The following is a 15,815-nucleotide window of genomic DNA, read 5'->3' on the forward strand; positions in this document are numbered from 1 at the left end:
CTACCCCTGTTCGTTTAATACATGAAAACTATACGTCGTGGAAGCTTTGTATACTTCCCCTTTTTTGACCATGACAGATGGGAAATGAGGGTGGTTCACGGCATCCGGGTACCCTTGCGTTTCAAGGCAAAGTCCGAGATGCTCGCGCCCCTTAACACCGCCTGTCAAGAGATCGCCAGTCAAATGATTCCCCGTATATAGGACGACCGCTTCCTGATCCGTTTCCACCGTCATCGCTCTGCCGCTTTCTTCGTGGGAGAGGACGATTGGGTCATTCTTTTTATTTAAAACAAAGGCATGGTCATACCCTTCTTTCGGTCCGGACTTCATTCCTTCCCCAATCGTTTGGCCTTCACTGAAATCAAAGCCTGTCCCCTCTGTAGGAATCAACTTTCCTGTCGGCACTTTATCCCCGGAAAGCTCGAGGATCCGATCTGCCTCCATTTCCAATCTGTGAGACAGAATATCTTCTTTGTAAGCACCGCTCAAGTTGAAGTAACTGTGGCTCGTCATGTTGATGGGAGTGTCACCATCCGGTTCTGCCTCATACTGAATGAGAAGTTCATTGCCGTTCGTCAGAGTATAGGTTACATCCACCTTGACGTTTCCTGGATACCCCTCTTCTCCGTCACGACTCAAATAGGATAGGCGGACACTGACTTCTTCCTTTTCAACGGACACTTCCTCGACCGCCCATATCACTCTGTTAAACCCTATTTTACCACCATGCAAGTGGTTGCCGCTATCATTAGGGGTCAGTTCAACTTTTTTTCCCTCGGAGGAGTAGCCTGCCTGCCCGATCCTGCCGGCCACCCTTCCTATCAGAGCACCGTAATAATGCACGTGCTGAACGTATTGCTCTAACGTATCAAATCCAAGGACGACATTCTCAAGTACCCCATTCTTGTCCGGGGTCAGGATTTTCGTAATGGCCCCTCCGAACGTCATAAACGTCATTTCCATTCCGGCATCATTTCTTAACGTGTAGGAGTCAACCGCTTCTCCGTCTATTTCGCCAAAGGGCTTTTTGATTACATCCATATTCATCCTCAATCCTTTTCTCCGTTCATGATCTCCGCTACAACTCGTTTATCACGCAGTCATAAGGCTGTAAAACCACTTCACCAAACGCTTCCTCATACCCATTGTGGTTAATGATTATCTGATACGTTTTAGCATCGACTGTTCTCGTGACAACCTCGACACCTGGATTTGTTTCCAGCGTTTCAATGCCTGTGTCATCTGTAATTTTTCTTGCAAGCACGTCCATGATTTCTTTTTCGATTCCCGCACCGATATAGTACGCTTTCCCTGTGCCGAATTCATTTTCGGTGACACAGGCATACTCATTGTAAAATGTGTCATCGTAGCGATAAAGGGATTTGGCCGTAATCGGATTCACCAAATCGCGCCAGTATTCAGCTATCGTCGTACGACCTGACTCCGTTGATACGACAGGAACAGCTTGCCCTTCATGAAGCGATTCGGATTCTTCCACTTCAATGCCAAGCAACGGGGACAGTCCCCCAGGAATTATTTGTCCGAATACCAGATTATTATCTTTATCCTTCACACCGGCACGGTACGACACGATGACCGTCCCTCCATTCCTGGTGAACGCTTCAAGTCTCTCCGTCAATTCGGCATCCATCAGCTGCGGAACCGGTACAAGCACCACCTTGTATTGTGAGAAATCCTGATCGTATTTCAACACATCGATCATCGTGTTTTGTTTATGGAAAGGTTCATACAAACGAAGAACTTCTTCCGTAAAATCGATACTCGGATTCTGCTGCTGGATCCGCCATGACCATACATTATCGAAATCGTATAGAAGAGCGACATCCGCCTTCACAGGTGAATCAAAGAGTGTCTGATATTCCTTGACTTCACTGAAAAATTGCTTCACTTCATTGAATTTACGCGTCGTCCGGTTATTGGCATCAAGGATTCCAAGACAATACTGCTCGGCTCCGCGATTCATTCCACGCCAGCGGAAGAACAACATATTGGAACATCCGTGTGCAAAGGCGTGCCATGCCCATGCCTTCGCCTGATTCGGTCTCGGTAAATAACCGATTACGTCATGGCCCTGGGCTCCCATTAATTCTTCAACGATCCAGAAATTTTGTTTCTTTAATCCTCTTACAAAATCGAGTGTCATGGAAAGATGGGCCGGAGAAATCGGTTCCTTCAATCCTCCCCACACCGGATAATTGTCGTAGGAAACAAAATCGAGATCTCTCGAAAATTCATTATGATCAAACCATTTCCCGAAGAAACCGCCTGGCAGGTTCGTGGTCACGGTTTGGTGAGCGCCTTTCAAGCGTCTTGCAAGCTCCACATGTCTAAGGGCAAAGCCGCCTAAAGAAGCTGAACGAAAACGGGACCAATCCAGCATCATGGCCGGGTTATGAACCGTGATCGTTTGTTTGGGTACGGGGATCTCTGAAAAATCATTATACGTCTGCCCCCAGAAAATCGTCCCCCAGCGCTCGTTCAATTCATCGATTGACGCATATTTCTCCTGAAGGAACGCCTGAAAACCACGCTCACAGCTGGAGCAGTAACACATATCACTATCTTCATGGCCAAATTCATTGTCGATTTGCCATGACACGATGGCTTCTTCGTCACGGTAATGAGTGATGAGTTTTTCAGCGATTCGCAGGGAATATGTTTGGTACGTTTCAGAGTTATAGCAATACTGCCTTCTGCCCCCGAACGACTTTTTCACTCCATTGATATCTTCAATGAAAATATCGGGATGTTTGGCAGCAAGCCACGCAGGAAACGTCGCTGTCGGTGTTCCGAACATCACCTTCATATCGTACGCCTTCACCTTTTCAATAACATGATCAAAAAAGGAAAAGTCAAAACTGCCTTCTTCTTTCTCCATCAAGTGCCAGGCGAACTCGCCGATCCTGACCATATTGACGCCCATGTCTTTCATCCTTGAAAGGTCTTCATCTATTAAATCGATATCCCAATGTTCCGGGTAGTAATCTACGCCTAAATACATATCTATCACCTGTTTTGTTTAGTATAGAGAAAATAAGAAACCGGGTCGTTCAATGGTTTCTTATTTCACTTGGAGATTTATTTCTTTTTCATCGTATTTATTTGATAGGTCTGATGGTACTTATCCAATAGTATCTGATAATTTTCGGAAAATTGATCATGAAATAGCAAGAGTGGGGCATATATTTGATTTCGCTGGTATAATTGTGATTTCGCTGATAAAATCAAGATTTCGCCGTTATATCCGAGATTTCGCCGTTAAAATCAAAATTCCGCTGATATATCTCAGATTTCGCCGTTAAAATCAAATTTTCGCCGATATATCTGAAATACCGGACCGATATGTTCAATTTCCGCCTCAAAAAGTGTTCAAACCGGATCATAAGTCTCGAAACAGAATCTTAATACCATAGAATGGATGCTTTTTTACAACTTCCACCTCAACACTTCTCATTTTAGCGCGCAAAAAGTCATTTCAATCCCAAATTTCCACAACTTCAACCCTGTTCATCATGAAAAGCAGCCATATCCGATCAAACCAGCGCTAATCCACCACAAAGTTTTTAACAAAAACCGTCCACAAATCTAACAAACGCCTTCTGTCCATTTTCATCCCTCTTAAATACACCCGCATCTTCAAGCACACGGGAAAATTTCTTCCCTAATTCTTCTCTGACGATGCCACGAACATTGTCATGTGTCACTTTCCCATGATAACGGTCCTTCAGTTCTTCCACCCAAGGTTTATGGTAGTCTGCCACCTGATGGGCTTCACCCAGCAGGGACTTTTCCACTTCTTGAAGCTCATCTTTCAAGCGGGCAGGCAGTACGGCCAGACCCATCACTTCGATCAAGCCGATGTTTTCTTTCTTGATATGGTGGACATCTTCATGAGGATGGAATATGCCCATTGGTTGTTCATCATTCGTTCGATTGTTCCTTAGAACGAGATCCATTTCATACTTCCCGTCACGCATCCGGGCGATGGGTGTAATCGTATTATGAGGTGTGTCCCCGGTAAAGGCCAGGATCTCCGCTTCAGGGTCGCTGTACCCTCTCCATCCTGATAAAATATCCTCCGCTGCATCCAGCAGAGCTTCCATGCTTCCGCTATTCAAGCGGATCACCGACATCGGCCACTTCACGATCGCCGCTTCCACTTCTGGATGACGGCTCATTGAAAAGGTATATTCTTTTTCCGCTTTCGCCATGGCAAAGTCATACCGTCCACCCTGATAGTGATCGTGAGAAAGGATCGATCCACCGACAATCGGAAGGTCTGCATTCGAGCCGGCAAAATAATGAGGGAACTGATCGACAAAATGAAGCAGTCGTTCGAATCCGCCACGATTGATTTCCATCGGACGATGGGTTTCCGACAATACGATGCAGTGTTCGTTGTAATAGACATAAGGTGAATACTGAAGCATCCAGTCTTCATCCGCAAGGTTCAGGCGGATCACCCGGTGATTTGCCCGGGCAGGATGACCGATTCTCCCCTCATATCCTTCATTCTCGACACATAGTAAACACTGTGGATACGTCTGATCCTTTTTCGGCATGGACTTTTCCAGGGCGATTTGCTTTGGATCTTTTTCCGGCTTGGATAGATTGATCGTAATATCGAGTTCACCGTATTCAGTATCCACTTTGTAGCTGATGTTTTGATTGATCCGTTTTGTCTGGATGTAATTGCTGTCCTGACTGAGCTGGTAAAAGTAATCGGTTGCCTGTTTGGGATCTTCTTTATAATGTTGGGTAAACGTTTGATTGATGACAGATGGACGTGCCACCAAACAGTCCATCACACTGGCCGTGAACATTTCTTTATGATCAAACAGATCTTCGATGATTCCATTTTCCACTGCATAAACCGTCAATGTTTCAAGCAGGTCGGGAATGGTGATACCGTCAAGTGATTCTGTTTCTTCAGCTTTATACTCTTCCTTTTTTAAAAGGGCAAGGATCCGGTTCCGGGCATAGATTTCATCCTCTTTTCCGATCAGTTCAGCCTCTAACGCTTTTTGTATAATCGCATCAATGGTCAAGAAAATGCTCATCCTCGTTCACTCTCCCTTTCTGTCGTTGTATCCATACGGATGGGTTTCGTGCCACTCCCAGGCATCCCCGATCATTCTCGTTATCGAGGTACGGGATGGGCTCCAGCCCAGCAGATCTTTCGCTTTTTCAGAAGAAGCGATCAGTTTGCTCGGGTCACCAGCCCTTCTTTTTCCGATTCTCTCGGGGATCGGATGGCCGGTCACTTCCCTTGCAGCGTGAATCATTTCTTTCACCGAAAACCCCTGGCTGCTTCCCAGGTTGAAGATATTACTTTGCCCGGTGCGCTTCAGGTAATCAAGAGCAAGGATATGGGCTTCGATCAAATCATCGACATGAATGTAATCACGGATACATGTTCCATCAGGAGTGTCATAGTCATCTCCAAAAATCGTGATGAATTCACGTTGTTCCAGGGCCACCTGTAGGATGATAGGAATCAAATGAGTCTCGGGAGTATGATCCTCACCGATTTCCCCGCGGGCACCCGCCACATTGAAATAACGGAGGGAAACAAATTTGATTCCATAGGCTTCATCGCACCATCTCATCATTTTTTCCATGGCAAGCTTCGTTTCGCCGTACGCGTTTGTCGGTAACGTCGGCATCTTCTCGGTGATCGGCACCTGTTCCGGCTCTCCGTACGTGGCAGCCGTTGATGAAAATACGATATGCTTCACACCGAATTCGTTCATCACCTCAAGGGTCACCTGAGTACCATATACATTGTTATCAAAGTACTTTAATGGATTCTCCATCGACTCGCCGACAAGAGAATTTGCGGCAAAATGGATCACCCCATCTATTTTTTCCTTTTCAAACACAGATCGCAGAAAGTCTTTATCCCTGATGTCTCCATTGTAGAAGACCGCGTCCTCATGAACCGCTCCTCTGTGACCTGTTTCCAAATTATCCACAACGATGGTTCTGTATCCTCGCTCCACAAGCTGAAATACCGCATGAGAACCAACATAACCTGCACCGCCCAGCACTAACACGTTCATACGATCACCTCTTTGTCTAATTCTGTTGCACCATTACCGATACTTGCTACATAGAAGGTTGCTGCATACCCTATGTCATCCTTATATTTCTCGCCTACTCCGTCAATGAAACTCTCCACATAATCCTTTTCCACAATCGCAATTGCGCAGCCGCCGAAGCCTGCTCCGGTCATCCTCGCCCCGACTACGCCCTCTTCATTCCATGCTGCTTCCACAAGGGCATCCAGCTCTTTTCCCGTCACCTCATAATCGTCACGGAGCGAAACATGGGATTCATTCATCAACTTCCCGAATTCACGAAGCTGTCCGTTTTGTAAAAATTGAAGAGCTTTAAGCGTACGTCGATTTTCATATACAGCATGCTTGGCTCTTTTTTGTTCGACTTCATTCGGGATCACATGCTTATGAAGCTCGAATCCTTCTTCCGTCAGCTCACCCAACGAACCGATATCCGTCACCGATTGCAGGCTTTCCAGGGCAGATTCACATTCCGTTCTTCGCTCATTGTATTTTGAACCGGCGAGCTCCCGGCGTTTATTGGAATTCATGATGATGATATTGTGATGCTCAAGATCGATCGGCGCGTATTGAAAGTGAAGGGTGTTGGTATCCAGTAAAATACCGGCTCCCTCTTTACCCATTCCTATCGCAAACTGATCCATGATCCCGCTGTTCACACCGATAAACTCGTTTTCCACCTTTTGTCCCGTCTTGACAAGAGCAATCCGGTCCACATCCAGTTCAAACAGTCCCTGGAGCATGACACCTGTCGCCAATTCAATGGAAGCCGATGAAGATAAACCGGCACCGTTTGGAATATTTCCGTAAAAAAGAACTTCCATCCCCATGTTGATACGGTTTGTATCCATTAAATAACGGATCATTCCTTTCGGGTAATTCGCCCACTCATGATCTTGATCATAGTCCAGGCTGTCGAGATCAAATTCTATGACGCCCGTATGGTCAAAGTTCAAGGAATAAAGGCGTACCAGACGGTCTTCACGCTTTCTTGCCACTGCATAGGTGCCGAACGTAATCGCACAAGGAAACACATGCCCACCGTTATAATCCGTGTGTTCCCCGATTAAATTGATTCGCCCAGGGGCAAAAAACACACGCTTTGCTTCACTGCCGAAAATCTCCTGAAAACTCCTGAAAAGTTGCTGAACATCCATTCTGATTCCTCCTACCATTTATACCGATCTTTCACTAGCTATCGTTCATGTCGCGAGAGTCCTGTAAAGAATTTCGCGGATATAGTTTAAAATTACAGAAACCGCTTTCAACCCCATGATAAAACAAGGAAGGAAAAAGGTCAATAAAATTTTAGTAAAAGTTTTACTAAGTTTTATTTATGGTTAATTCCTTATCTTTGAATAAGGTGTAAAAAAACACCAGACCTCAATCAATCACAGCCTGATGTTTTTAAAATGTTTTCAATCCACCTCAGATAGAATAAAGATCTCAGAAGTAAAGTCACCCGACTCTTCGATACCGCCCAGTTGTGTGCCTGAATAGCCGCTATCCAGCTGAATCCCCACATGCATCAGCTCATCTCCGAAATAGGCACCATCCCGACCGTTGATGCGGTATTCCTTATCCGGATCGAGCCCCTTCAGTAAGAGCCGTTCATATCCTTGATTCGGTTTAGAGAGCACTTGATAATATCCTGCAATCGCTTCTTTTCGATCAGCAGACACCGTCATCCAGGAAGTCACGTTTCCATCCCCTTCAAATGGACTGATCAGGCGATGAAAATCACCGTACTGAAGGGTATTGCGGTGCTTTTTATAAAAATCGATCTGGGCTTTCACCTGTTCCTTCTCGTGAGCAGTCATTTTCGTCACATCAAGCTCGTATCCGAAAACACCAAAAAAGGCCGTATTTCCTCTTGTATGCAAGGATGTGACACGTCTCACCTGATGGTTCGGAACCTCCGATACGTGGGCCCCCATGGAACTGAGGGGATAGACTAACGATGTCCCGTATTGGATCTTCAACCGTTCCACTGCATCCGTATCGTCACTGGTCCACCCTTGAGGAGCGTAGTACAGCATACCCGGATCAAACCGTGCCCCGCCGCTCGCACAGGATTCGAATAGGATATGAGGGAATGAGGAAGTCAATCTTTCATACAAATCATAGACACCGAGAATATATCGGTGAGGGACTTCCCGCTGACGCTCTGACGAAAGTACCGCTGAACCGATTTCAGTCATATAGCGGTTCATATCCCATTTCACATACGAAATAGGGGCTTTTTCCAATACATCCACCATCATGCCATAGATATGATCCACCACTTCTTTCCTTGAAAAATCGAGTACATATTGATGACGTCCGTGCGAAGGGGATCTGCCCGGGACGTGGATGATCCAGTCCGGATGCTTTTCATAAAGTTCACTGGCCTTCGACACCATCTCAGGCTCGAACCATAACCCGAAATCCATGCCCAATTGCTTGATTTTCTCCGCAAGGGACGGGATGCCTGCCGGTAGCTTATCCTTGTCGACAAACCAGTCCCCCAGTGAAGTGGTATCGTCATTCCGTTTCCCGAACCAGCCGTCATCCAGGACGAATAACTCCACCCCCAATTCTTTGGCCGTGCGGGCGATCGTTACAATCTTCTCTTCATCAAAATCAAAATAGGTGGCTTCCCAGTTGTTGATCAGAACCGGACGTTCTTTATCCCGCCACATGCCGCGGGCAAGCCTGTTTCTGTATAGTTCGTGATATTCCCTGCTGAGACCATTCAATCCGGCAGCTGAATATGCCATGACCACTTCCGGGGTCTGGAAGCTCTCGCCACTCTCCAGAAGCCAGCTGAAATCAAACGGGTTGATCCCCATAGAAACCCGGGTGACATCATACTGATCCACTTCAGCCTGGGCCAGGAAGTTCCCGCTGTACACCAGACTGAAACCGTAGACTTCCCCTTGGTGTTCCGTTGTTTGGGGACGTTTAAGGGCAAGGAATGGATTTTGCTGACTGCTGCTCGTTCCGCGCGTACTTGAAATACTTTGGATCCCCGGTTGTAACTTTCTCGATCTCACATGACGTTCCCTTGACCAGCCACCGGATAACTGAACAAGGTCAAAAGTAGAATCAGGCAAATCAACCGAACAGCTTAATGAACGATCCAGTTGCAGCTTTTGATTCCCGTCATTAACGAATTTCGCCGAACGAACGATCACGTCACGGTCACAGTAACAGGAATATAAAAGAATGATCCTTGCATCGAGAAGCTCGTCCCTTAATGTAATTTCAAGGGTCTCTGCTTCAGAGTCGTCTTCTGTATAGGTGGCAGGAAGACCCTCAAGCCCCGGCTTTCCATGGATGATCCGATAGCCTTCATACCGAAAATCCGTGATTCGGCTCCCGTTTTCCTGAAGAATCTGAAAGGCAGGCTCACGGTAATCCGTTGTCCCGTAGCTCGGGAATTCCTGACGGAGGAAGTCGAGTGAAAAAGATAAATCCCCTTCGAACACACATGAAGAAGTCGCTCGGTGCTCCTCTTTATACAGGTGGGAAAAATCGTCACGATGACGGACCCTCTTCCCATAATGAAGCTGACCAAGCTGCCCATTTCGCAGCACAGTGAAAATATAGCTTATGTTTTTCCCTTGCAGGTGAAATTCCTTGTTGGATTCGTTAACGTTAATGAGTGTATTCTTTTTCAATTGAGTGACCTCCCATTTGGTTTAATAACGCTCTTTTCTCAAAGAACGTTGTTTTTATTGATTTCTATAAAGGATACATGCTTAGAAAGTTGATTGGAGCGGAAGGATGCTCGACTCCTGCGGGAATAGCGGGAAAGTTGAGACCCCACAGGGCGGAAGCCCGAGGAGGCTCAACTCACGCCCCGCGGAAAGCGAGCATCCTGCAGCGGAAATCAACTACCACTTTCTACCTTAAGACAGCCACAAACTTTTGGGTAAAATATCCAATATACAACAAAACAGCCAGGCAATCACCTGACTGTTTTGTTGTAACTATTGTTCTACGCTCCAATCCCCACCGGAGAGAAGACCATATAGATGATGATCATGGCAATCGTACAAGCAATCCCGATCGGATAGACGATTTTCCATGGTGTCATATCGACCTTATGAGATTCCTGCAGCGTATACTCCGTGTCTCTCGGTTTGAACTTCCCGATAATCAGCATCAGTGCTGAACATAGCACGAAAAGTATTCCTAAAATATGCAGGAAGTGAAGGCCCGTATCCCAGAATAACTGTGTAATCGCATACAACGTAATGAACACAAATAGCGAAATTTTCGCTGCAATCGCCGGTACCCTTTTCGTCATGTAACCGACAATGATGATCGTGAAGATCGGCACATTATAGAAACCGTTTACAATCTGGAGATACTGGAAGAATCCTTGTGGCGCCTTTTCAATGAGTGGTGCCAGAACCATGGCGAAGACGGCGAGTAATACTCCAAAATACTTCCCGTTTTTGACAAGCTGCTTATCAGAAGCACCCGGTTTCACGTATGGCTTATAAATATTTAGCGTAAATAGTGTGACAGAAGAGTTCAGCGCCGAGTTGAATGACGATAAGATCGCCCCGAACAACACAGCTGCAAAGAACCCTACCAGAGGCGTCGGCAGGATCTCATTCACCAGTCGTGGATAAGCATCCGTCGGCTCAAGATTTTCTCCAAACATGTTATACGCGATGATTCCAGGCAGAATCAAGAAGAATGGTCCGACCAACTTCAATGCTGCTGCAATCAGAACCCCTTTTTGACCTTCTTTCAGATTCTTCGCGGCAAGGGCACGCTGCATAATATGCTGAGCCGTCCCCCAGTAGAAAAGGTTCACTAAGAGCATTCCCGTAAACATCGTACTGAAAGGAACGGGATCTTCCGGCTTACCGATCGCATTCAGTTTCTTGGGTGTATTTTCCATGATGGTGCCAAACCCTTTAAAGAGGGAACCATCCCCCAGAACAACCAGACCGATGACTGGAATCATCAATCCACCAATCAAAAGCCCGACTCCGTTGATCGTATCGGAAACGGCAACCGCTTTCAATCCACCGAAAATGGCATACAGGGAACCGATTATCCCAATCGACCACACCGTGATCCAAAGTGCCGTTGTACGGTCCACTCCCAACATTTCAGGAACGTTGAAGATCCCACTCAGTGCCACTGCCCCTGAATAAAGGATGGGAGGCAATAAGTTAAACACATACCCGAACAAGAATAAAATCGTGACAATCTGCTTCGTACCAGAGTCAAATCGTTCTTCAAGAAAATCAGGTATCGTCGTGATTCCCCCTTTTAAATAGCGGGGAAGTAAGTAAAATGCTACAAGCACAAGCGCAATCGCAGACCCGACTTCCCAGCCCATCACCGACATATTATCGGTGTAACCCTGGGCGTTCAGTCCGATGAGCTGCTCTGTGGATAAATTCGTAAGCATAAGTGATCCCCCGATCACCCATCCGGTCAAACTGCGGCCTGCAAGAAAATACCCTTCCTGTGTCCCCAGATCCTCGTCCCTTGTTTTCCAATACGAAATCAACGCAACAAGAAGCGTGAAAAACAAGAAGGAAACAATTGTGAATACCATAGTTGAAACTCCTCTCTATCAATCTCTCTTTTTAGCTGTTTTATAAAGCTGAATGAAGACTTTTCTAAATCTTTAAAAACAGTATAACGTGAAAGCGCTATTATAGTAAACATTTTAGTAAATAAAATTATTAAATTTTACTATTATTTTTTACCAGAGAGGAAATACGCTTCTATCCGTGAAAAGGAAAAAGGCTTAAAAAGGCAACCGTACAGGTACTTTTCAAGGAGGTTGGACCCTGGGAGAATGGATGATCCTTTCCATGTGAAGATTGTATGTACCGGATATCATGATCAAAGATTTGTACCTGGAACCTGAAAAAGAAATCAAAAAAAGACACCCCATAAACGATAGGATGTCTTTCCTGGCTTTTCACTCAATCAATTGATTAAAGCTGGCATACGTTTCTCTACCATCCATGATAAACCAACACTCCATTTTTCACCTCGAGTAATTCCCCTGAGTTTCCTTCTTCCACTTTATACGGCTCACCGGTCTGTATAACCGTGTCTACAATGGAAGCGAATTGGTCCCTTGTATATTTCTTGGATCGAAGCGACATCAAATCGATAAAGAGCTCTTTATATTCCACATCAGCCGCAGACACGAGAGAAACGGTGGCTATGATTTTTCTGCCTATAATGACGTGTGACATATCCGAGTTTGGTGTATAGTAGAAACGTCCTCCGTACCTCTTTGCAATTTCATCATAATCCTTACCGAATTTATAGATATCGAAATCACGACTTAGCTTAAACGTACGTCCATTAGAATCAGTCATAGTGAATTCCATCGGGTATAGTTCGTCTTCGGGACTGTCTTGGTTCGTCTCTTCATTTTCTTTCTCATCTGCAGAGGCACTTCTTACCTCGCCGCTGCTTACCTTTTCTTTTTCAAGCTTTGCTTCTTCTTCAAGTCGCGTTTTCTCTTCCTCCTCTTCTTTCACCTGATAGAACGCATCTTTTGCAGACTCTATTCCTTCTTTCATTTCAGAAGTCGCCTGATTATCCGGCAAAAGGGTAACCTGTTTCATCACTCTTTCTGCTTCTTTTTCGAAATCTTCTTCGTTTAAAGATTGGTCCTCTGCCATCTCTTTAAGGTTTTCGATTTCTTCTTGAGCTTCCCTGTATTGATTAAACGTTTGATCAATACGATTCACCTGTGTCGAATACTGACTGGTAAAAAACGCTCTGAGGGACGGGCTTTCAAGTTTGTCGAATGTGTTTGATTTTTCCGCCAGTTCGCTTTTTATTGACGCTACCTTTTCAGCCACTCTTTCCTCTAAAGGGCTTTTCTCGAGGAGGCTGCTCACATCATTAATGTTCTGTTGAAGTTCATTGGCCACTGGGACGGTCTGATTATAATCCTCTATTTCATTCATCATCGGGAGTAATTGTTGACGGAGTCCCCTTTCCATTTCTTCTGCACTTTCCAATTCCTTCTCAGCCTTGCTTAGTGATACTTGAGCCGATTTCAATTCGGAAGGTTCGATCGTTTTCAGCAATCCACCTTCTTCCGTATCCTTCAGGTTCGATTCCATTTCTTCATAAACGGATTGAATGTTCGCCTCCGCATCAGCGAATAGCTGATTGGCTTTCTCTTTCTCTGTTTCAGAAATGATATATACCGTCAGGATAGAAAAAACGAGTAACCCTACAGCTGCAGCGACAAGGTTGCCAAGCCCGCCCTCTTTCCAGGCTTTCTTCTTTGAAGACGGAGAAGGTTCATGACGGAGTATGGCTGAATGGATCCGTTCTTTCGCCTCTTCATTTAATTGAAGCGGGGGAAGCTTTTTTGATAGATTGCTTTCATTATGATTCTTCATTTTCATATCCTCCTGTTATGGATTGAAGCTTTTTACACGCACGATGATAGGTGATTCGAACTTTATTCTCCGTCCAATTAAGAATGGCGGCCGTTTCCTTTACGTCAAAGCCATGTATCCCTTTTAAAACCAGCACATCCCGATAATTGGATTTAAGTTTTTGAATCGTGATGAGAAGTTCGCGGCTCTCTTCATTCAGAAAATAAAGTGATTCAGGTGTTTCCAATGAAGCGGCTTCATGATATCTTGGGGAAAAAGATGTCAAGGACCATTTATTCCGCTTCTTCTTTCTCAGTTCATCAAGGGCAAGATTCCTGGCAATGGAGTATAACCATGTTTTCGGATTCGCTTTCCCCTCAAACGAATCCACGGAATTCAATGCCCGAATGAATACTTCCTGAACAAGATCTTCCACATCAGCGGACCCCATCCGATATACCAAGAATGTATATATAGGATCACTGTAGAGCCGAAACCAATCTGCGACCAATCTATTGTTGGACATCCCATTCCCCCGCTTTTTTCTTTTATATATTAGACGATATAGAAGTTGAAATCATTTCACTTTTTAGATTTTATTTCCATTTTTTATAATAACTCTTCCTGCTTTATAAATGGTTACATTCGGTACCAGACACTCCCCCCCTCTTTGTGCCTGGCACCCGTTTAAGAACCGGCTTGTCCAACCTTCACAAAAATAAGGAAACCTTGACAACCATCCCCAATATACTATAATTGTTATTATTTATATTCCGACTAAACTAATAAGATTTATAAGATAAGGGTGATTATATGTTTATACAAATCAACCATCTCAATAAGCAATACCTTGATAAGGCAGGAAAACCCACCGATGTCTTGAAAGATATTAATCTCGAAATTAAAAAGGGTGAGTTTGTTTCTATCCTTGGACCTTCGGGATGTGGAAAGTCCACCCTCCTCTCTATCGTTGCAGGCCTGACCGGCTCAACTTCGGGAGAAATACTTGTAGAAGGAAATCCGATCAAGAAACCCGGAAAGGACCGGGGGATGGTTTTCCAGCAGGCGGCCTTATTCCCATGGCTTAATGTACGGGACAACGTGACGTTCCCTCTCAAAAAAGAAATGTCTAAGAAAGATGCAAGGAAACAGGCAGCGAAATACTTACATATGGTCCAGCTGGGAAACTATCAGGATCATTACCCTCATGAGCTGTCAGGGGGCATGCAGCAACGGGTGGCCATTGCCCGGGCTCTCTCCATGAACCCGGAAATCCTTCTCATGGATGAACCATTCGGCGCACTGGATGAACAGACCCGCTCCCGTCTTCACCATCAGCTGGAAACGATTTGGATGGAAACGAAGAAAACGGTCCTTTTCGTCACTCACAGCATCTCGGAATCTATTAAGCTCTCAGACCGTATCATCGTCATGGGTACCAGACCCGGTACGATATTGGCGGATATCAAAGTGGACCTTCCCCGTCCACGGGATGCTCATAAAGAAGAAATGGTAAAGATCGAAGAACATATCATGAGCTATCTAAAGAAGGAAATCGACAAAGTGATAAGCGAGGAATTGGCCTATGAACACAGCTCTTAAACGCATCATCTTTTTTGCCCTCATCATCGGCCTCTGGGAATCGGGGTCACGATTCGGGCTATGGACAGAAGTTGTCCTCCCTTCTCCCACTTCCGTTTTTCAGGCCCTTTTTACAGGAATTGCAGATCAAACCTTGATCATTGACCTTATTGCAAGTTTCAAACGCCTCTTCATCGGTCTCGGGATCTCCTTAGTCATCGGCACCAGCATCGGTGTTCTACTGGCTAAATCAAAAACAGCCGACGATACACTCGGATCCTTACTCCTGGCTTTCCAAAGTGTACCAAGCATTGTCTGGCTGCCACTTGCGATCATGTGGTTCGGCCTTAATGAAAAAGCCGTCATTTTCGTCGTCATCCTTGGCGGGACATTCGTCATGGCCCTCAACATTCGAATGGGTATAAAAAACGTCTCCCCCCTCTTTCTGAAAGCAGCACAAACCATGGGGTCGAGAGGTTTGGACTTATTCATTCGAGTCATCTTCCCGGCATCGATCCCCTATGTGGTTACAGGTGCACGCCTTGCATGGGCATTTGCCTGGAGAGCGTTGATGGCCGGGGAACTGCTGAGTACCGGGCCCGGCCTTGGTTACACTCTCCGATATGCATCCGATTTTGGTGACATGAGCCTCGTCATCGCCGTGATGATCATCATCGGTATCATCGGTGCCATCGTAGATCAGCTGATCTTCCAACGTGTCGAGCAATCGGTGATTAAGCGTTGGGGATTGGAGTCATAG

At 45.5% G+C, this 15,815-nt stretch carries 11 protein-coding genes; 2 read left to right on the plus strand and 9 right to left on the minus strand.

Annotated features, from left to right (window positions below):
- From ACCB35_RS19860 to ACCB35_RS19900, 9 genes are all read right to left on the minus strand, one after another.
- Complete coding sequence (locus tag ACCB35_RS19860) at window positions 1–1,041, minus strand: aldose epimerase family protein (RefSeq protein ID WP_374054997.1); 1,041 nt, start codon at window positions 1,039–1,041, stop codon at window positions 1–3.
- A 37-nt stretch (window positions 1,042–1,078) separates the two neighbouring features.
- Window positions 1,079–3,022, minus strand: a complete 1,944-nt coding sequence (locus ACCB35_RS19865) for a beta-galactosidase (RefSeq protein WP_374054998.1) — start codon at window positions 3,020–3,022, stop codon at window positions 1,079–1,081.
- 562 nt (window positions 3,023–3,584) lie between these two features.
- Window positions 3,585–5,081, minus strand: a complete 1,497-nt coding sequence (gene galT, locus ACCB35_RS19870; protein ID WP_374054999.1) for a UDP-glucose--hexose-1-phosphate uridylyltransferase — start codon at window positions 5,079–5,081, stop codon at window positions 3,585–3,587.
- Window positions 5,082–5,087: 6 nt separating this feature from the next.
- Window positions 5,088–6,083: a UDP-glucose 4-epimerase GalE gene (gene galE / locus ACCB35_RS19875; protein WP_374055000.1), complete on the minus strand. Its 996-nt coding sequence runs from the start codon at window positions 6,081–6,083 to the stop codon at window positions 5,088–5,090.
- Entirely contained in the window at window positions 6,080–7,258 is a 1,179-nt protein-coding gene (locus tag ACCB35_RS19880; protein ID WP_374055001.1) for a galactokinase, read from the minus strand. The genes galE and ACCB35_RS19880 overlap by 4 nt, the downstream gene beginning before the upstream one ends.
- A gap of 261 nt (window positions 7,259–7,519) precedes the next feature.
- Window positions 7,520–9,763, minus strand: coding sequence for an alpha-galactosidase (locus tag ACCB35_RS19885; protein ID WP_374055002.1), 2,244 nt, complete (start codon window positions 9,761–9,763; stop codon window positions 7,520–7,522).
- Between the two features lie 320 nt (window positions 9,764–10,083).
- The gene (locus ACCB35_RS19890; RefSeq protein WP_374055003.1) at window positions 10,084–11,670 is read right to left on the minus strand and encodes a solute:sodium symporter family transporter; all 1,587 of its coding nucleotides are present in this window, start codon (window positions 11,668–11,670) and stop codon (window positions 10,084–10,086) included.
- A 409-nt stretch (window positions 11,671–12,079) separates the two neighbouring features.
- On the minus strand, window positions 12,080–13,495 hold the full coding sequence (locus ACCB35_RS19895) for a hypothetical protein (protein WP_374055004.1): 1,416 nt from the start codon (window positions 13,493–13,495) through the stop codon (window positions 12,080–12,082).
- On the minus strand, window positions 13,482–14,000 hold the full coding sequence (locus tag ACCB35_RS19900) for an RNA polymerase sigma factor (RefSeq protein ID WP_374055005.1): 519 nt from the start codon (window positions 13,998–14,000) through the stop codon (window positions 13,482–13,484). Before ACCB35_RS19900 ends, ACCB35_RS19895 begins: the two co-directional genes overlap by 14 nt.
- Window positions 14,001–14,287: 287 nt before the next feature.
- Here ACCB35_RS19900 and ACCB35_RS19905 point away from each other — a divergent pair, with 287 nt between their 5' ends.
- On the plus strand, window positions 14,288–15,076 hold the full coding sequence (locus ACCB35_RS19905) for an ABC transporter ATP-binding protein (RefSeq protein WP_374055006.1): 789 nt from the start codon (window positions 14,288–14,290) through the stop codon (window positions 15,074–15,076).
- Entirely contained in the window at window positions 15,060–15,815 is a 756-nt protein-coding gene (locus ACCB35_RS19910; protein ID WP_044338444.1) for an ABC transporter permease, read from the plus strand. Before ACCB35_RS19905 ends, ACCB35_RS19910 begins: the two co-directional genes overlap by 17 nt.

Origin of the sequence: Rossellomorea sp. FM04394 (assembly GCF_041889765.1) — a bacterium.
Classification (GTDB): Bacteria; Bacillota; Bacilli; order Bacillales; family Bacillaceae_B; genus Rossellomorea; species Rossellomorea aquimaris_B.

Bases quoted from the DNA above. Each gene is read 5' to 3' on its own strand.
- ACCB35_RS19880 (WP_374055001.1), bottom strand. From the start codon at position 7,258: ATGGATGTTCAGCAACTTTTCAGGAGTTTTCAGGAGATTTTCGGCAGT.
- ACCB35_RS19860 (WP_374054997.1), bottom strand. From the start codon at position 1,041: ATGGATGTAATCAAAAAGCCCTTTGGCGAAATAGACGGAGAAGCGGTT.
- ACCB35_RS19890 (WP_374055003.1), bottom strand. From the start codon at position 11,670: ATGGTATTCACAATTGTTTCCTTCTTGTTTTTCACGCTTCTTGTTGCG.
- ACCB35_RS19900 (WP_374055005.1), bottom strand. From the start codon at position 14,000: ATGTCCAACAATAGATTGGTCGCAGATTGGTTTCGGCTCTACAGTGAT.
- ACCB35_RS19905 (WP_374055006.1), top strand. From the start codon at position 14,288: ATGTTTATACAAATCAACCATCTCAATAAGCAATACCTTGATAAGGCA.
- ACCB35_RS19865 (WP_374054998.1), bottom strand. From the start codon at position 3,022: ATGTATTTAGGCGTAGATTACTACCCGGAACATTGGGATATCGATTTA.
- galE (WP_374055000.1), bottom strand. From the start codon at position 6,083: ATGAACGTGTTAGTGCTGGGCGGTGCAGGTTATGTTGGTTCTCATGCG.
- ACCB35_RS19910 (WP_044338444.1), top strand. From the start codon at position 15,060: ATGAACACAGCTCTTAAACGCATCATCTTTTTTGCCCTCATCATCGGC.
- galT (WP_374054999.1), bottom strand. From the start codon at position 5,081: ATGAGCATTTTCTTGACCATTGATGCGATTATACAAAAAGCGTTAGAG.
- ACCB35_RS19895 (WP_374055004.1), bottom strand. From the start codon at position 13,495: ATGAAGAATCATAATGAAAGCAATCTATCAAAAAAGCTTCCCCCGCTT.